Annotated in this window: 16 protein-coding genes; 8 read left to right on the forward strand and 8 right to left on the reverse strand. The window is 66.1% G+C overall.

Going from position 1 to position 17,758, the window contains the following annotated elements:
* Positions 1-16: 16 nt before the first annotated feature.
* Positions 17-667: a TetR family transcriptional regulator gene (locus FYJ28_RS11455; RefSeq protein ID WP_152225849.1), complete on the reverse strand. Its 651-nt coding sequence runs from the start codon at positions 665-667 to the stop codon at positions 17-19.
* 143 nt (positions 668-810) lie between these two features.
* Between FYJ28_RS11455 and FYJ28_RS11460 the strand changes: the two genes are divergently transcribed.
* The 5 genes from FYJ28_RS11460 to FYJ28_RS11480 all read left to right on the forward strand — a co-directional run bounded on the left by FYJ28_RS11460 (position 811) and on the right by FYJ28_RS11480 (position 6,979).
* Positions 811-2,469: a class I adenylate-forming enzyme family protein gene (locus FYJ28_RS11460; protein ID WP_154579475.1), complete on the forward strand. Its 1,659-nt coding sequence runs from the start codon at positions 811-813 to the stop codon at positions 2,467-2,469.
* A 3-nt stretch (positions 2,470-2,472) separates the two neighbouring features.
* Positions 2,473-3,255 carry an SDR family oxidoreductase gene (locus tag FYJ28_RS11465; RefSeq protein ID WP_326831675.1) on the forward strand — a complete coding sequence of 261 codons (783 nt, stop codon included), beginning with the start codon at positions 2,473-2,475 and terminating at the stop codon, positions 3,253-3,255.
* Positions 3,255-4,505 carry an acyl-CoA dehydrogenase family protein gene (locus FYJ28_RS11470; protein ID WP_154579379.1) on the forward strand — a complete coding sequence of 417 codons (1,251 nt, stop codon included), beginning with the start codon at positions 3,255-3,257 and terminating at the stop codon, positions 4,503-4,505. The genes FYJ28_RS11465 and FYJ28_RS11470 overlap by 1 nt, the downstream gene beginning before the upstream one ends.
* Positions 4,502-5,593: a phosphotransferase family protein gene (locus FYJ28_RS11475; protein WP_326831676.1), complete on the forward strand. Its 1,092-nt coding sequence runs from the start codon at positions 4,502-4,504 to the stop codon at positions 5,591-5,593. Before FYJ28_RS11470 ends, FYJ28_RS11475 begins: the two co-directional genes overlap by 4 nt.
* Before the next feature lie 75 nt (positions 5,594-5,668).
* Positions 5,669-6,979, forward strand: coding sequence for an MFS transporter (locus tag FYJ28_RS11480; RefSeq protein ID WP_154579381.1), 1,311 nt, complete (start codon positions 5,669-5,671; stop codon positions 6,977-6,979).
* A gap of 93 nt (positions 6,980-7,072) precedes the next feature.
* Here the strand turns inward: FYJ28_RS11480 and FYJ28_RS11485 are convergent, their stop codons facing one another.
* From FYJ28_RS11485 to FYJ28_RS11500, 4 genes are all read right to left on the reverse strand, one after another.
* A complete protein-coding gene (locus FYJ28_RS11485) occupies positions 7,073-8,260 on the reverse strand; it encodes an ABC transporter permease (protein ID WP_154579382.1) in 1,188 nt (395 codons plus the stop codon).
* Positions 8,257-9,141: an ABC transporter ATP-binding protein gene (locus FYJ28_RS11490; protein WP_154579383.1), complete on the reverse strand. Its 885-nt coding sequence runs from the start codon at positions 9,139-9,141 to the stop codon at positions 8,257-8,259. The genes FYJ28_RS11485 and FYJ28_RS11490 overlap by 4 nt, the downstream gene beginning before the upstream one ends.
* 110 nt (positions 9,142-9,251) lie before the next feature.
* Positions 9,252-9,980 carry a response regulator gene (locus tag FYJ28_RS11495; RefSeq protein ID WP_152225863.1) on the reverse strand — a complete coding sequence of 243 codons (729 nt, stop codon included), beginning with the start codon at positions 9,978-9,980 and terminating at the stop codon, positions 9,252-9,254.
* Between the two features lie 86 nt (positions 9,981-10,066).
* Complete coding sequence (locus FYJ28_RS11500) at positions 10,067-11,515, reverse strand: sensor histidine kinase (RefSeq protein ID WP_154579384.1); 1,449 nt, start codon at positions 11,513-11,515, stop codon at positions 10,067-10,069.
* A 189-nt stretch (positions 11,516-11,704) separates the two neighbouring features.
* Between FYJ28_RS11500 and FYJ28_RS11505 the strand changes: the two genes are divergently transcribed.
* Positions 11,705-12,880 carry a M20 metallopeptidase family protein gene (locus tag FYJ28_RS11505; RefSeq protein ID WP_154579385.1) on the forward strand — a complete coding sequence of 392 codons (1,176 nt, stop codon included), beginning with the start codon at positions 11,705-11,707 and terminating at the stop codon, positions 12,878-12,880.
* A 295-nt stretch (positions 12,881-13,175) separates the two neighbouring features.
* On the opposite strand, the gene FYJ28_RS11510 is transcribed toward FYJ28_RS11505, so the two are convergent.
* Positions 13,176-13,388: a DUF2945 domain-containing protein gene (locus tag FYJ28_RS11510; protein WP_055239008.1), complete on the reverse strand. Its 213-nt coding sequence runs from the start codon at positions 13,386-13,388 to the stop codon at positions 13,176-13,178.
* A gap of 125 nt (positions 13,389-13,513) precedes the next feature.
* On the opposite strand from FYJ28_RS11510, the gene FYJ28_RS11515 reads away from it, so the two are divergent.
* Positions 13,514-14,068: an acyl-CoA thioesterase gene (locus tag FYJ28_RS11515; protein ID WP_154579386.1), complete on the forward strand. Its 555-nt coding sequence runs from the start codon at positions 13,514-13,516 to the stop codon at positions 14,066-14,068.
* An 80-nt stretch (positions 14,069-14,148) separates the two neighbouring features.
* The gene (locus FYJ28_RS11520) at positions 14,149-14,763 is read left to right on the forward strand and encodes a dihydrofolate reductase family protein (RefSeq protein ID WP_154579387.1); all 615 of its coding nucleotides are present in this window, start codon (positions 14,149-14,151) and stop codon (positions 14,761-14,763) included.
* Here the strand turns inward: FYJ28_RS11520 and FYJ28_RS11525 are convergent.
* Together FYJ28_RS11525 and FYJ28_RS11530 are read right to left on the reverse strand one after the other, a co-directional pair.
* Positions 14,760-15,446 carry an SAM-dependent methyltransferase gene (locus tag FYJ28_RS11525; protein ID WP_154579388.1) on the reverse strand — a complete coding sequence of 229 codons (687 nt, stop codon included), beginning with the start codon at positions 15,444-15,446 and terminating at the stop codon, positions 14,760-14,762. The genes FYJ28_RS11520 and FYJ28_RS11525 overlap by 4 nt on opposite strands.
* Positions 15,447-15,579: 133 nt before the next feature.
* A complete protein-coding gene (locus FYJ28_RS11530; protein WP_154579389.1) occupies positions 15,580-17,703 on the reverse strand; it encodes a hypothetical protein in 2,124 nt (707 codons plus the stop codon).
* Between the last annotated feature and the right edge of the window lie 55 nt (positions 17,704-17,758).

Raw genomic sequence — 17,758 nt, forward strand, 5'->3', positions numbered from 1 at the left:
GTCACCCAGCGCCTCGCTATAGAGGCTGGGCACCCACAGCCATCCGGGCGATAATCCGGTAACGTTCGGCCAGTTCCTCCGGTGAGAGTTCACCGTCCAGCCGGAACCACTGCGCGACGCCGGTGCACATGGTGACGACGGCGGTGCTTGCTTCGCGCGGGTGCGGTGCGGCAAAGATGCCCGCGGCCCTTCCCTCCTCCAGGATCCTGTCCATAAGCCGCTGCTGCCGGTCCCGCGCCGCGATGTGAGCGGCGCGTGCGTCCGGTTCCAGGCTGCGGATCTCGCTGAAGGCTATAAAGGCCTGGCCGCGGCGCCGGGCGTGGAAGAGCACCAGACATTCCACCAGCAGGTCGAACTGCCGGGAGAGGTCGCTGCCGGCCTCGGAAACGGCCTGCTCGCTGCGGACCCACAGGTCATTCATGGCGTGGGAGGCGATGGCGACCAACAGTGCCTGTTTCGAGGGGTAGTAGTGGTAGAGCCCGGGAACGGACAGCCCGGTGCGCGCGGCCAGCTGGCGGATGGTGGTGCCGTGGTAGCCGTGCTCCATGAAGCACTCCAGCGCGCTGGCGAGCATTGGCGGCAGATCATCCACCGCGTAGTCGCGCCAGCCCCGTGCGGCCGGCGGCCGAGATGCGGAGCCGGGTTCCTTCGGTGCAGCTTTAGTCATCGGATCTCTTCATGGTCGAAAACTTTAGGTTGCCAAAGGGGGTTGACACTACCTTGTGACGTTCTTCACACTACTTCTACCGAGCGATCGCTCGCAAGGTTGTTGCGGAACCATGACAGGGAAGCAGGCAGGCAGTGGAGGACATGGCGCTCTCACCGGCAGCATGGGCCGGTGCCTATCCGCCCGGGCTCTCGACCACGCTCGACGTCCGGACCCCCTCGCTGGTGGATGCGTGGAAGGCCCGCGTCCGGGCCAACCCCGGCGGGACAGCGATCGCCTACTTCGACGGCCGGCTCACCGCCGCGGAACTCGATGAGCTCTCCGACGCGTTCGCGGCTGCGCTTGAAAACCGGGGAATCGGGCACGGCGACCGCATCGGCATCCAGCTGCAGAACATCCCGCAGTACGTAATCGCGTTCCTGGGGCTCTGGAAACTGGGCGCCATCGCCGTGCTGATGAACCCGATGTATAAGGAACGCGAGCTGCGGCACCTGATTGAAGATTCCGGGGCAAGAGGCATTCTCGCCGATGATTCGCTCTATCCGGCCACGAAGGCTGCCGCTGCCGGCAGCGCCGTTGAATGGATCGTCACCACGTCCGGGCTGGAATACCAGAGCCGCTGTGATCCCCGGATCTTCAGCTCCGCGGAACCGGCGCAGCCCTCGCCGGACGGGGACATGGCCGCCTGGATCGCGGAGTATGCCGGCCGCGCCCCGGCGCCCCGCACCCTCAACCAGGACGACGTCGCCCTGCTGGCCTATACCTCCGGAACCACCGGCGCCCCCAAAGGTGCCATGAATACCCACGGAAACATCCTCAACGTCGCGGCCACGTGCTCAGCATGGATGGGGCTGCAGCCGGGGGACTCCGTGCTCGCCGTCGCGCCGCTGTTCCACATCACCGGCGCCGTGATCGACGCCGCCGCTCCGCTGCTCGCGGACACCACCCTGGTCATGGTGAACCGAACTGATCCGGCGGTGGTGGTGGACGCCTTCGCCGAACACCGGGTTACGTGCACCACCGGATCGATCACGGTCTTCAACGCCATCTATCAGGTTCCGGATGCCAGAGCCGAACACTTCGCCTCCGCCAAGACCCTGTATTCCGGCGGCGCACCGATCCCGCCGTCGACCGTGCACGCGTTCCAGGAGCGCTTCGGCGCGTACATCCACAACATCTTCGGCATGACGGAGACAACGTCGGCAGTCATCGGCGTTCCGCCGGGCGTGCAGGCGCCCGTGGATCCCGCCAGCGGCAGCCTGTCCATCGGGCTGCCGCTGCCCAACGTCACCGCGCGCATCATCGACACAGCCGGAAACGCGCTGCCGTTCGGTGAACAGGGAGAACTCGAGCTCTCCGGGCCGCAGATCGTCCCCGGCTACTGGAACAACCCCGAAGCCACCGCCCGCACCATGCCCGGCGGACGGCTGCGCACCGGTGACGTCGCCACAATGGACGAATCCGGCTGGGTGTACATCGTTGACCGCATGAAGGACCAGATCAACGTTTCCGGCTACAAGGTCTGGCCGCGCGAGGTGGAGGACGTGCTCTACGAACATCCAGCCGTCTATGAAGCCGCCGTCGTGGGGATGCCCGATGCGTACCGCGGCGAAACCGTCGTCGCGTACGTCTCGCTGAAAGCCGGGCATACGGCCACTGAAGAAGAACTGATTGCCTTCACCAAGGAACACCTGGCCGCCTACAAGTACCCGCGGTCCGTGTACGTGATCGATGACCTGCCCAAGACGCAGACCGGCAAGATCCGCCGCCGGGAACTGCGGAAGAACCCAAAGGAAGGATGATCCGTGGCAATTGACCGTGGGCTCCAAGGAAAACTCCAAGGAAGAACAGCAATCGTCACCGGCGCGAGCCGGGGGATCGGCCTCGCCATTGCCCGGGACCTGGTGTCCCACGGTGTACGGGTCTGCATGACGGCCCGGAAGGCAGATGTCCTGAAGGAAGCCGCGGACAGCTTTCCGGACGGCACCGTCATCGCCGTTGCGGGCGCCTCCGACGACCCGGATCACCGCAGTGACGTTCTGGACACCGTCGGCCGGGAATTCGGCGGGCTGGACATCCTGGTCAATAACGCCGGCATCAACCCGGTCTTCGGTCCGCTGGTGGAAATGGACTTGGAAGCTGCCCGGAAGATTTTCGAAGTCAACGTCCTGGGCACCCTCGCCTGGGTGCAGGACACCGTGGCCCACACCGGCCTCGGGTTCCGCGAACGCGGCGGATCGGTAGTCAACCTGTCCTCGGTCTCGGGAGATACCCCGTCACCGGGCATCGGGCTTTACGGCATCAGCAAAGCCGCCGTGTCCCACCTGACCCGGTCCCTCGCCGTCGAACTCGGGCCGGAGATCCGCGTCAACGCGGTTTCCCCGGCTGTAGTGAAGACCCGCTTCTCCCGGGCACTGTATGAGGGCAAGGAAGAAGCTGTCACCAGCACCTATCCGCTGGGCCGGCTGGGCACACCCGAAGACGTTGCCAACGCAGTGACGTATCTGGTCTCCCCGGACGCATCATGGGTCACCGGGCAGGTACTGACGCTCGACGGCGGCCTGCTGGCCGCGGGAGGTACCGCCTGATGAGCGCCCCAGCACACACCGCCGTCAGCCGGGAAGCCGTGGAAGACCTCCGGCTGCGAACCCGGGCATTTATCCGGGACGTGGTGATTCCCGCTGAGCCCGTCCCCGGGCAGGCCCTGACTGAGTCCGAGCGCGCCAGGCTGCAGCAGGCCGCCAAGAACGCCGGAGTCTTCGCGCCGCACGTGCCCGTGGAGTACGGCGGCCAGGGGCTGCCGCTGCAGGACTGGCCGGAAATCTTCGAAGAAGCCGGTTATTCCCCCATCGGCCCCACCGCCCTGAACTGCATGGCACCGGACGAGGGCAACATGCACATGCTTGAACTCATCGGCACCCCGGAGCAGAAGCAGCAGTACCTGGTGCCGCTGGCTGCCGGGGACGTCCGCTCCTGTTTCGGCATGACCGAACCGCATCCCGGCGCGGGATCGGACCCCGACGCCCTGCTGACCACCGCGACGAAGGGCGACGGCACCTGGCTTATCAACGGCCACAAACGCTTCACCTCCGGTGCCATCGGTGCGGGCTTCTGCATAGTCATGGCCCGGACGGAGGCCGACGGCGATACCCCGGCCGGCGCAACCATGTTCCTGGTGGACATGGACAACCCGGGCATCCGCGTGGGGGAGCACATCCACACCATCGACCGGACCATCGGCGGCGGACACCCGCACGTGTACTTCGAGAACTGCGCCGTCCCGGAAGACGCCGTGCTGGGCGAAGTGGGGCTGGGCTTCAAATATGCACAGGTCCGGCTTGGGCCTGCCCGGCTTACACACTGCATGCGCTGGCTTGGGCTGGCCCGCCGCTCGCTGGATATTGCGCTGGACCGCACGGGAAGCCGGGAGATTTTTGGTTCCCGGCTCAGCGAACTCGGCCTCGCCCAGGAACTCATTGCGCAGAGCGTGATCGACATTGAAACCTCGGCCGCCATCATCACCCGCACTGCAGAAATGCTGGCAGCGGACCCGAAGGCAGGCTCCGCGATGTCTTCAGTTGCCAAGGTGCACTGCTCCGAGGCTGTGTACCGGGTGATCGACCGCTGCGTGCAGCTGTGCGGCGGTGACGGCGTTTCCGACGGGCTGCCGCTGGCCCAGTACCTCAACGAAGTCCGGCCGTTCCGGATCTACGACGGTTCGAACGAGACCCATAAATGGGCCATCGCACGGCGGGCTTCGGCCCGGCGCCGCAAGGAAGTGGAAGCCGGCGCGACCTACCAGGGCAACGCCGTCGTACGCGGGGAGCAGGAGCAGTGAGCGGGCTTCAGACCCGTGCCGACGGGACCGAAGTAGTGTCTACCGCTTCCGAGGCTGCCTCATTGGAGAGACCGCCGCTGCTGGTGCTCGACGTCGTCACCGGCTTCCTGGACGAGCACGGACTTGGCAGCGGTGAACTCGCCTGGGAACGCATTGGTGACGGGCAGTCCAACATCACCTACCGGATCACCCGCGGCGGGGAGTCCTTTGTACTGCGCCGCGGCCCGCGTCCGCCGCTTCCCCGGTCCACGCATGACATGGTCCGGGAAGCCCGGGTCCAGCAGCTGCTGGGCGGTGAGGGGATTCCGGTGCCGCAGATCCTTGCGGTTTGCAGTGACGAGACCCTGCTGGGTGTGCCGTTCTACGTCATGTCCTACCTGGACGGGCACGTCATAACCGGATCCGCCCCGGAACACCTGGATACCCCGGAGCAGCGCGGAGACATCAGCCGCGCCGTCGTCGAAACGCTGGCCCGGCTGCACGGGGTGGACGTGACCGGACCGGAGCTTTCCGGACTGGGCCGGGCGGAGGGGTACCTGGAGCGGCAGGTGAAGCGCTTTGCCGGGCTGTGGGAAGCGAACACCCTGCGTGAGGTGCCGCTGGTGGCGCAGGTCGCCCGGGACCTGGGCGCGAAGATCCCGGTGTCGCAGCGCGCGTCGGTGGTGCACGGGGACTACCGGCTGGGGAACCTGATGTTCGGGCGGCAGCAGCCTGCCACCGTCACGGGGATCCTGGACTGGGAGATGGCCACCCTGGGGGATCCGCTGGCAGACCTGGGCTACCTGGCAGCGACCTACGCCGAACCAGGTGCCGAACAGACCGTGATGGACCTGACGTCAGTGACCCGGCAGCCCGGGTACTGGAGCCGGGACCAGCTGATCTCCGGTTATGCGGACAGAACCGGACTCGATGTCAGTGCCCTGCCCTGGTATCAGGCGCTGGCGCTGTGGAAGTCGGCCATTTTCTGCGAAGCGATCTACACGCGTTACCTCAAGGGCGAACGCCCCGGCGACACCTTCGGACCCACCCTCGAAGAAGGCGTCCCCCTGCTTCTGGAATCAGCCGCTGAAACCCTGCGGAGAAGCTAGCCCCCGTCCCACCCTTTCGAGGGACGCATTCACCCCGCCCCACTCACCCGATGCAACACTGGCAAAGGAGCCATCATGTCTGCACAGCCTTCGGCTGCCGTCCCGGCGCGGCTGGCGTCAGCCACCGCAGGTAAGAAGAAGTCACTGCTGGCAACCACAGCCGGCAACATCCTGGAGTGGTACGAGTGGAGCGCCTACGCGGTCTTCGCCCCCTTCATCGCCGCAGCGATGTTCAACCCGGACGACCCCGTCTCGGCGCTGCTCTCGACGCTCGCCGTCTTCGCCGTCGGCTTCCTCATGCGGCCGCTGGGCGGCATCGTGTTTGGCCGGGTCGCTGACCGCCGGGGCCGCAAGTTCGTCCTGATCACCACCATGCTGATGATGGCCGGCGGATCCCTGGTGATCGGGCTGATGCCGGACTACCAGACGGTCGGCGTCTGGGCCTCGGTCATCCTGCTTGCGGCCCGCATTGGGCAGGGCTTCGCGCACGGCGGCGAGTCAGCCACGGCCAACACCTACATCGCGGAAATCGCCCCGAACCACCGCCGCGGCATGTGGGGCAGCATCGTGTTCGTGGCGATCTTCGCCGGCTCAATCCTTGCGTACACGGTGGGCGGGTCGGTGACCGCTGTGCTGGGGGAGAGCGCCGTGGCCGAATGGGGATGGCGGATTCCGTTCATCCTGGGGGCCTTCCTGGCGCTCGCCGCCCTGTACCTGCGCAAGGGCATGCTTGAAAGCGAAGTGTTCGACGACGCCGCTGCCGCTGCCGCCGGTGCGCAGGCTCCGGCTCCGCTGCCGCGCCGGCAGATCGTCCGGGCGATCATCCTGATGATCGCCATGACCTCGGGCATCACTGCCGCGCACTACACCTGGACCTCCTACGCGTCCACCTACGCCATCACCCAGCAGGACATGCCTGCGGCATCGGCGTACTGGATGTCCGTCATCGCGCAGCTGATTGCCCTTGTTTCGCTGCCGTTCTGGGGGCGGCTCTCGGATTCAGTGGGCCGCCGTCCGCTGATGCTGGCCTTTGCAGGACTGATGATCCTGCTGCAGCTGCCGCTGATGGGCCTGATCAGCTCCGCTCCGTGGACCCTGCTGGCGGCGTCCTCGCTGGCCCTCGTCGTCGTCGCCATTCCCGGAGCCCTGCTCTCGGCAACCCTGTCGGAGAACTTCCCCACCAAGGTGCGCACCCAGGGCATCGGGTTTGCCTACTCGGTCTCGGTGGCGGTCTTCGGCGGCACCGCGCCCTACCTGAACGCGCAGCTGATCGAATGGAATGTGGGCTGGATGTCCAGCGTCTACATCATGATCCTCTGCGGCTGCACCGCCGTCGCCGTGTGGCTGATGCCCGAGACCAAGGGGATCGACCTCAAGGACGCCTAACCCCCCGCCCGACGAGGCAACAGAACGAGATCACAGAAACTGCCCGTATGAACGCTCATACGGGCAGTTTCTGTCATGTCGATGGGCGGGAAACTACTGCTCCAGCTTCATCGCCTTGCGCAGCGTCAGCGCTCCGCCGCCCTGCATCACCGCGCGGCGGTAGATCTTCTCGCCGAACCGCAGCAGCGCGTAGGCGGCAGCCAGGGCAATGGCCAGGGATACGAACGTCTCCCAGAGCGGAATCTCGCCGCTGAGCATACGCACCGGCATGGCCACGGTGGAGATCACCGGGACGAAGGACGCCACAACCAGCAGCTGTCCCTTGGCGAACAGCCCGGCGAAGAGCGCCGCAATGATGACGGTCAGCACCGGGCCGGAGCTGTTGTTCAGGTCCTCGGAGCGGGAAGCCATCGAACCGAGCATGGCCCACAGGGACGCCAGGATCAGGAAGCCCACCAGGAAGAAGACCAGGAACCAGCCCGACGCCGGGATGATGGTGCTGACCGAGTCCGCGGTTCCGGTGAACGTCAGGGCGAGCAGTGCCGCCCCGGCGTAGAGGGCCAGCTGGATCATGGCCAGGATCGTGTTGCCGGCAACCTTGCCGTAGAGCAGCTGGCGGATCGGAATGGCGGTGGCGAGGATTTCGACCACGCGGTTCTGCTTTTCCTCCAGGACGGAGGTGGCGATCGCCATGCCGAAGATGATCGCGGCCATGTAGAAGAGGAACCCGAACACAAACCCGGTGAACTGGGCAACGAACTGGTTTTCCGCGTTGCCGTTCAGCAGGGCGGTCTCGAACTCGCTGCCTTCCAGCAGGGCTTCAGACGTGGTGCCGGCCTCACCGGCGTTGATCTCGAGCGCGTAGGCACGCAAGGCCTCGGAGATGCCCTGCTGCAGTCCGCTGGAGAGTTCCTCGTTGCCGGTGAGCATCCACTCGCCGTCCGCATCGCGGGTCAGTGCGGCATCGGCTTCTTCGCTGCTGACCAGTTCTTCGGCGCCCTCGGCGCTGGAAGCCACTACCGCCTCGAAACTGGTGTTCCCGCCGTCGGCCTGGCCGGTTTCGTGCGCGAGGTCAACGACGGCGGTCGCCGCGGAATCGTTGACGGCTACTGTGTATTCCTCCGCCTTGGTACTCATGTAGGCGTTGAAGACCACGACGCCGACAATCAGTACCAGCGTGACGAGCGTGGAGATCAGGTAACTGCGGTCGCGGGCCTTGACCATGACCTCGCGGAGGGTGACGATCGCCCACGCCGGGGTGGGCCGGGAAACGGTGCTCATGCTGCGGTGACCTCACGGTAGATTTCGCTCAGGGACGGACGGATCGGGGCGAATTCCTCAACTGAACCCCGGGTTAGTGCGGTGGCCAGCAGTCGCTGGCGCGCGTCGTCGTCGTCGAACTGGAGGATCGCGGTGGGACCGGCGACGTCGAGGACCCGCACTCCGGGTTCGTCACGGACCCAGCCTGCGTCCGGAGAAATGGTGATCCGGTGCCGGTTTACGGCCTTTGCACGCAGGTCATCACCGGTGCCGGATGCAATGACCTTGCCCTGCTGCAGCACAACCATGTTGTCGCAGAGCCGGTCCACCAGGTCCAGCTGGTGGCTGGAGAAGAGCACCGGAACTCCGGCGGAGGTGCGTTCGCGCAGCAGTTCCACCATTGAATCCACTGCAACCGGGTCCAGGCCGGAGAACGGTTCGTCGAGGATCAGGACGGTGGGCTTGTGCAGGAGAGATGCCGCGATCTGGACCCGCTGCTGGTTGCCCAGGGAGAGGGATTCAAGCTTGTCCTTGGTGCGTCCGCCCAGGCCAAAGCGTTCCAGCAGCTCGATGGCGCCCTTCCTCGCTGCGGCGCCGCTCATCCGGTGAAGCTGGCCCAGATAGACCAGCTGGTCCAGGATCGGCTGCTTGGGGTACAGACCGCGCTCCTCCGGCATGTAGCCGAAGCTGGAGCGTGCCTCGGCGGTCAGCGGCTCGCCGTCGAGCAGGATCTCCCCGGCCGTGGTGCTGAGGACGCCCATGATCATGCGCATGGTGGTGGTCTTGCCGGCACCGTTGGCGCCGACAAACCCGGTCATTTGGCCCGAGGGGATATCGAACGTCACCGAATCGACGGCGGTCTTGTCACCGAACCTTCGGGTGAGATTGCGGACCTGCAGCATGGGGGTACTGCTCCTTTTCCCGGCAAGCCGGACAGTTGTGGAAGATTAACTGCCTTAAGCCTAGGGAATGGAGCACGACGGCGGATCGGCCGTTGGGGGGAAGCTGCGGGTTACGCCTCGCGGCCTGCCTCACCCGGAAGAATGAGTCCGGATTCGTAGGCGAAAACCACGGCCTGCACCCTGTCCCGCACCTGGACCTTGCCCAGCAGGTTGGAAACGTGGGTCTTGACGGTTGCTTCTGCAACGAACATGCGGGCAGCGATTTCGGCGTTGCTGAGTCCGGCCGCCACCAGTTCCAGCACCTCCCGCTCGCGTGCGGTCAGGGAGGCGAGGAGCTTCTGCTGGGCCGGGTCCGGCTGCGGTTCCACCGGCGCGGGACCTGCGGGCGCTGCGGCGGTGTTCCGCTCGGCCTCCAGCTGGCGGGCGAAACGTTCAATCACCCGCACCGTTACCTCAGGAGCGAGAAGCGCGTGCCCGCAGGCTACCGAGTGGACTGCGCCAACCAGGTCATCGGGATCGGCGTTCTTGAGCAGGAACCCGCTGGCCCCGGCCTGGATGGCGTCAAAGAGGTAGTCGTCGCGTTCAAAAGTGGTGAGGATGATGACTTTGGCGCGGTCCGCCGCCACGATCTGCTCCGTGGCCCGGATGCCGTCCAGTACCGGCATCTGCACGTCCATCAGGATGATGTCCACGTCATTGGCTGCAGCGAAGTCCACGGCTTCCTGTCCGTTGGCGACTTCGCCCACCACGTCGATCTCATCTTCGACGGAGAGCATCATGGCGAAGCCGGCGCGTACCAGCGCCTGGTCGTCAGCAAGCAGAACACGGATCGGTTCCATTAAGTCCTCAATAAATCCCCGGCCGGCCCGGTGCCGCCCCCGGGTTTACCATAGCGGCTTGGCTGCCGTGCAGGGCAAGCCGGATGTCAGCGCAGCGTAAAGCGGACCCGCACCCGCCAGCCGCCGCCGTCGCGGGGGCCAACGTCCGTGATTCCGCCGTGCAGGGCGGCACGTTCGCGGATGCCACGCAGGCCGTAGCCGGTGCCGCCGGTGCCCTGCCGCGGCCGGCCGTCGTCGACCGTTTCAACTTCGACCCAGCGCAGGGAAGGTGTGTCCGAGCCTGCCGGTGTGCTGCCGCTTCGCAGGGCGACGACGGCGCTCCCGGCCGTGGAATGGCGCCGGATGTTCGCCAGGGACTCCTGGATGGTCCGGTAGACGGAGAGCGCGAGCGGCGCGGAGAGGTTTTCCAGCACGCCGGGTTCGTGCTCGGCCCGGTGGAACTTCACGTCCAGGCCGTTGTTGCGGTACTCCTCCACAAGCTGGGGAATCTCCTCCAGTCCGGGCTCCGGCTGGCGCTGCGCCGGTCCGTCCGTCTCGGCGTCGGAGGAGCGGAGCACACCGAGCAGGGACCGCATCTCCGCGACGGCGTCGCGGCTGGAGGACTCAATGGTCTGCAGCGCACCGGCCGCGGCGTCGGGCTTCTTTTCCAGGACCCGGCGGGCTGCACCGGCCTGGATGCCGATTACCGAGATATGGTGGGCAACGACGTCGTGCAGTTCCCGGGCGATGCGCAGGCGCTCCTCGATGACTGCCTTACGGGCCAGGTCCGCCGCCTGCGCCTCGAGCTGGAGCGCCTGTTCGGCCAGTTGTTCGCGCTGGTGGGCGCTGCGCCAGGAGTTCCAGCCGAACATGATCGCCCCGCCGAAGTAGGCGGCGTTGAGCATAAAGGAGTACAGCACATAGGAAGTCAGCGGCGCGAACAGTCCCACGGGGTCATTCGAACTGATGTTGAACGCCTTGAGGATTTCGTCGTAGCTGCTCGAAAGCGTGAAACCCACGATGATCCAGAGGAACATGGCGGCGACCACCACTGTGACCGCCAGCCACAGTGCCCGCCGGTTCCGTGCCCATGCGACGGCGCTGTAGAGGGAAGCGAAGTAGGCTGCCTGGAATCCCAGCGTCTGGCTGATCGGCGGCATGGTGATGCCGACTATGAGGAAGGTGGCTGAGCTGAGCAGCATCACGGCAATGGGGAATCGGCGCCGGAAGACCAGGATGACGAAGATGGATGCCTGCACCAGATGCTGGACCCACGGATTGCCGATATCCCCGTCGCCGAACGCGAACCCGCGCATGAATTCAAGCATCACCGCGCTGAGCAGGAGGGCGATGAGCACACCGATCACGTCACGCCGGTACCCCTCGGGGTCAGGAGCGGGGCGTTCCCAGTCGTCCTCCGAGTTCCAGGGCAGGCTGAGCCGGAACCTGCGGATCCGTCCGGCCAGGCTGCGAAGGGACTCTCCGGACACCCCCGGTTTCTTCTCCTGCACCACTGGACCGGCGGTGTCCGTCCCGGACGGCTGGGTTTCAATCATGGCCAACAGTCTAGATCCGGGACGGCCGCTTCCGGATCCGCCGTACGACGGAACCGGAAGGTTATGAATGGCGGCGCACAACCGGGTTCTGTGCCTGCTGACAAGTGCCTTTGGACGCCCGGAGTGGTTTACTTCGACGCAGGACTAAAGTCCTTTTACCGCTGTGCTGGACAAACCGTAAGGACGAGGATGTTTGCTGCTGAGGGCCAGGACCTGCTGCCGGATTTGGTGTCCCTGCGCCGGGATATCCACCGGGAGCCCGAGGTGGGCCTGCACCTGCCGCGAACCCAGCAGAAGATCCTGGATGCCCTGGACGGTCTGGGCCTGGAGATTACGACCGGCAAGTCGCTCAGCTCCGTGACCGCTGTGCTCCGCGGAGGTGAAGACGGACCGTCGGTGCTGCTGCGCGGAGACATGGATGCGCTGCCGGTTCAGGAACTCACCGATCTGGAGTACGCCTCAACAAACGGTGCCATGCATGCCTGCGGCCATGACCTCCACGTCGCCGGCCTGGTCGGTGCTGCCCGGCTGCTCGCTGCGCAGCAGCGGGACATCTCGGGGAACGTGATCTTTATGTTCCAGCCCGGGGAAGAGGGCGACGGCGGTGCCGGGCTGATGATCGAGGAGGGCGTCCTTGAGGCGGCGGGGGAGAAGCCCGTGGCAGCCTACGGCGTGCACGTCCGGCCCGGGCCGCTGGGAGTCTTCCGCACCCGCCCCGGAACCCTCATGGCCGGGGCCAACGAACTGCGGATTACCGTTCACGGATCCGGCGGACACGGCTCCCAGCCGCACAATGCCCTGGACCCGGTGCCGGCGCTGGTAGAGATCGCCGGAGCGCTTCAGGTGATGGCGACGCGGAAGTTCTCCGTCTTCGACCCGATCGTCCTGACCGTCACCCAGCTTGAAGCGGGCCGGGCCATCAACGTCATTCCGGATACCGCCAGGCTGGGGGCCAGTGTGCGCACCCTCTCCGCAGAATCAGTGGACAGGCTGATCGTGGAGACCAAGGCGCTCGCGGACGGGATAGCTGCAGCCCACGGCTGTACCGCGGAAGTCAGCTTCGAAATCCTCTACCCCATGACCGAGAACGATCCGTCACGGACCTTCGAGGCGATCCGTGAGCTGCGCGAGCTCTTCGGGGAGGAGCGCGTCATCCAGTCCCGCGACCCGCTGATGGGTTCCGAGGACTTCTCCCTGGTACTGCAGAAGATTCCCGGGGCGTTCCTGTTCCTGGGGGCTACGCCGCCGGAGGTGGATCCTGAGACAGCGGCGTGGAACCACTCGCCGCGGGTGCTCTTCGACGATTCGGTCCTTGCCGACCAGGCCGCCGCGCTGGCGCAGCTCGCTTTCAACCGGCTGACGTAGTTTCGGGGGGCGCAGCTCTGCCCTGTTGCCCGGGTTTTCCCAGCCCTCTTTGCTGGTGCGGCCTGTGTGGCCGCACCAGCCCCAGCGCTAACTATGGCTGGGATACAGGGGCTCGGGCGCATAGGACTCGCGATGTTCTTCCGGGTTCCGGGCGGGATCAAAGCCGGCCCGGAAGCGGAGGACCAGGTGCTCGCGAAGCTGCGTGCGCGGGCGGCAGCCCGTTCCTAGCCCGGGCACACCGGCAGTGACGGCGGCGGTCTCCGGGCGGGAGGCCGCCGTCGTTTGTTTCCCGGTCCTAGCCCAGCTTCCGCAGAGCCTCGCGCCGGTGCACCGCATGCAGTGAGGTGGCGTCGCTGCAGACCTTGTACTGCGGTTCGTCTTCCGAGCACAGCCGGCGCCGGCCCATGAACTCAAAGTCGGAGGTATGGACTTCGGTGATTTCCCCGGTGACGGATCCCGTGCGCGAGTTCCACCGCACACGGTCGCCCACCTTGAATTGCTCACTCATGCCGAGAAGTCATAACACTGCAGTGGCCACCATGTAACGGGTAGACGGCGGTATTTGGGTGCGTGCCGGCAGAAACGCAGGTAACGGTTGATGCTGTCTAAGTTACTCGTGGGTAATATGACGGCATGCACCTGATCTTCCGCACGCTGCTGCTGCTCCTCACCGCCCGCCGCCGCCGGCCCAAACTGGATCTCTTTGACACGTCTTCGCTGCCCATGCGCGTCCTGCCGACCGACCTGGACTTCGCGAACCACGTCAACAACGGCATGTACCTTTCGCTGATGGACCTGGGCCGCTTCGACCTGATGATCCGCAGCGGCTTCTGGAAACTGATGCGCCGGAAGGGCTGGGGCCCGGTCATCAGCAACGAGACGATCAGCTTCCGCAAATCGCTGGAACCGTGGCAGCGCTACAGCATCGAAACCAGAATCATTGGCTTCGATGACCGTGCCATCTACTTCGAACAGCGCATGGTGGTCGACGGCGAGATTTACGCGAGCGCCTTCATCGCCACCCGCATGCTCTCCAAGAAGGGCCCGGTCAGCAATGAGGAGATCTTCGAAGCGGCAGGCCGCCGCCCACCGGAAGACCTGGTGCTCCCTGAGTGGATCCAGGACTGGCGGGCGAACGTGGCGCTGCCGGGAACGCGCCGTCCCGCCCCGCACGCGTGGGCGGCGTAGCCTACCCTTGACTGCGCTCCGCCGCTGACCGAGCCTAGGGGAACCGCCGCGAACGGTGGACCGGATCCGGGAGGTGCCTCATGCGGCTCACAGTGAACACATTCCTGAGCGTTGACGGTGTGATGCAGGGACCCGGTGCAGCAGACGAGGACCCGTCCAACGGGTTTGTCCGCGGCGGATGGCTGGTTCCCCTTGCAGGCGAGGAAATGGACAGCCTGGTCTCCGGGTGGTTCCGGCAGGCGGACGCAATCCTGTTGGGCCGCTCCACTTACGAGATGATGCAGCCGTACTGGGAGCTTGTGACTGACAGGTCCGACGTCGTCGCCGACGCATTGAACCATCTGCCGAAATACCTGGTGTCCAGCACGATTACAGAACCCAGCTGGCACAACACCTCAGTGATTTCGGGGGACGTTCTCGGGGCTATCGGAGAGCTCAAGGAGCACTCGCAGGGGGAGCTGCAGGTGCATGGCAGCTACCGGCTGGCCCGGGCGCTGCATGATGCAGGCATGGTGGACGAATACCGCCTGCTGATCTTTCCCGTGGTCGTTGGCAGCGGAAAACGGCTTTTCGAGGAGGGAGCGGCGCCGTCGTCCTTCATGGTTACCGGCACTCATATAACCAAGTCCGGAGTCGTGGCGCTGTCCCTGCTTCCCCGGCCGTTCACCGTGGCGGAGATGCCCAGGGAACCCTAGGCGCCCCGGCGGGCAAGCAGCACGTTGTCGTGGATGACCGCTTCCTGCCCCTCCGGCCCCTGAACCGTCCGCGGAATAGCTTCAGCAGTTTCAATGATCCAGCCCCGTTCAGCCAGCCCGAGTTCCGCGGCAAGTTCCTCCGCGGTAGGCAGGGCAGGGTCCGGCACAGGATGGCGTCCCCACGGCGGAAATCCCTGATGCCCGACGACGAGGAGGCGGCCGCGGGGAGCCACTGCTGACACTGCACGCTGCAGGATCGCATTGCGCGGAAGGTCGGTGGGGGAGTGCAGAAACTGGGCGCAGACCAGGTCGTAGCCGTGGTCCGTTCCGGAATCCGTGGCCGACCAATCAGCCAGGTCGGCTTCGACCAGCGTGACGAGGTTTTCGACGCCGGCCTCCCGGGCGTGCGCAAAAGCCCGCTCAAGGGCAACCGCCGAGATATCCATGCCGGTGACATCCCAGCCCTGTTTGGCCAGCCACACGGCGTCGGCACCCTCTCCGCAGCCAAGCTCGAGGGCCGTTCCGGGCTTGAGTCCCTCGACTTCACGGACAAGCAGCGCGTTGGGGTTCCCGCTCCACACCTGGGTGCTTTCACGGTAGAACCCGTCCCAGAACTGGTCGGGCGGCGGCAGAGGAGCGGAGCCTTCCGGGGCGGCGTGCTGATGGGACTGGTTTTCCTGCATGGTTGAACTTTAGTTCCGGGCTACGCGGCGTACCAAGACCGCCTGCCAGGCATAAGAAAGGCCGGGCACCTTCCCCAAAGGGTTGGTGTCCGGCCTTTCCGTCGTCGGTGGTGCGCTTATCGGCGCGCCGCTCCTAGTGCTGCGAGCGGCGGCTGCGGCCTGCAAGCAGCAGGGCCAGCGGGATAAGCAGCAGAGCCACCGGGATCAGGATCGCCAGGATGGCTGGGGAGCGGAGGAGCTCACCCGGGGTCATGGCGGAAGTACGCTCCATCATCGTGTCGGCGCCGGTGGAGATCTCCCCGTTGCCGTCAGCCAGTGTTGCGGTACCGTCGGCCAGTTTGCCGTTGCCCTCGGCCAGATCGACTGCGCCGGTCTTCAGCGTGGTGGTGCCTTCCTTGAGCGTCTTGGCACCGTCGTCGAGCTTGGCCATGCCTTCATTCAGGGAATCGGAGCCGGAGAGCAGGCGTCCCGTGCCGTCAGCGAGCTTGGTGGCGCCGTCAGCCAGCTTGGTGTTGCCGGCGTAAAGCGTTCCCGCTCCGGTCTCGAGGGTTCCGAGGCCGGTCGAGAGAGTGCCTGCGCCGGCGGCGAGGGTGTCTGCACCGGTCTGCAGTTCGGCGCCGCCCTCGGCCAGCTGTCCGGCACCGGCGGCAAGAACAGGAGTTCCGTCGGCGAGCTGGCCCGCTCCGGCTTGCAGCGCGCCGGCACCTTCGGCCAGTGCACCGTTGCCGTCGGCGAGCTGGTTTGCCCCGGCGGAGAGTTTGCCCGCCCCGGCCTGCAGTGCGGTGGTTCCCGTCCGGAGCGTGGTCAGGCCGTCGACCAGCGCGGTGGCTCCGGCGTTGAGCTGCTTGGAACCGTCACCCAAAGCGAGGGTGCCGTTGTAAACTCCCTGGGAGCCCCGGACCAGACCGGGTTCCTCGGCTGTGCCCTGCCCGTCGAACCCGGCCTTGAGCTGCAGCAGACCGTTGTGCAGGTTCTGTGTGCCGGCGGCAACCTTCCCTGCGCCTTCCCGTACTGCGGCCGCACCTCCACTGAGCTTGGTGGCGCCCGCGGAAGCTTCCAGTCCGCCCGCGGCAACCGCGTTGAGGTTGTCCCGGAGCTGGGTGTTGTAGGAGTCGCTGAACGCTGCCGCGTTGTCCGCCAGGGCGTTTACACCGCCGCTTGTGGCAGCGGCGCCGTCAATGAGCTTGTTGAGTTCAGCCTGCAGCTGTTCGGTGGTCAGCCCGGGAGCAGCGTCTCGCAGTCCCGTCAGCCCGGCAACCAGGCCCTGTGCTCCCTGCTTGACCGGATCGGCTCCAGCCGCCAGTGCATCGGCCTTGGCAGCGAATATTCCAGCGCCCACGTTCACTGCAGGTGCAGCGGCGGAAAGCGTCAAGGCGCCGTCCCGGAGGGCCGGGCCGCCGTCGACCAGGGCTTTGATTCCGCCGGAGAGGTTCTGGGCACCGGCCACGATCTCTTCCGAGCCTGCAACGGCGTTGTTCGTTCCCTGGCTCAGGGCAGCTGCGCCGTCCTGGACGCGCTTGGCCCCTGCAGCGAGGTCGGCAGTTCCGGCCACAGCCTGCCCGGTGCCGGCCTTCAACTGGCTGGCTCCGGCCAGCAGCTGCGAGGCGCCGTCGTTGGCAGCAGCAGCTCCTGCCGCGAGGTCGCCGGCACCCGCGCTGACAGTCCTGGCTCCCTGGCGGGCATTCTCAGCACCGGCCTTGAGGACGCCGCTTCCTTCGCGCAGCGCTCCGGCACCTGTATTGGCACGCTCGGCACCAGCCTGAAGCTCGGCACCGCCGGCGGCAATCCGGCCGGCTCCTTCGGAGAGCTTGGCTCCGCCATCGGCGAGGCGTCCGGCACCTGCATTGGCGCTGACAGCACCGTTGGCGATCTTGGCCGCACCCTCTGCAGCGGAGTAGGCACCGGTCTGCAGCTGCACAGCGCCGTCGTTCAGGGTGACTGCGCCCTCGTTCAGCGACTTGGCTCCGGTCTTGGCCGTGCCGATGCCTTCTGCGAGAGTCTGTGCGCCGTCGTCAACCTTTTCAGTGCCCGCAGCGACCTTGTCTGCGCCTTCCTTTGCGGCTGCAGCGCCTTCCTTCAGGTCGCCCGCTCCGGCGGATGCCCGCTGGGCACCTTCGGAAAGCTGCGTGGCACCGCTGGCCACCTGGCTTGTGAAGAGAACAAAGAAGGCCAGCAGCAAGACCAGGAACAAGGCCAACAGGCCGGTCAGAATGCTGAGCGGCCGGGTAGTGGACCGGCCGGTCGTGGAACTCGTCATTGAATATCCCTTTTCTGATTCAACTGCGGTCCCGTGGACCGCGTGGACTGCGGGA

The organism is Arthrobacter sp. BL-252-APC-1A (genome assembly GCF_009696625.1).
Classification (GTDB): Bacteria; Actinomycetota; Actinomycetes; order Actinomycetales; family Micrococcaceae; genus Arthrobacter_B.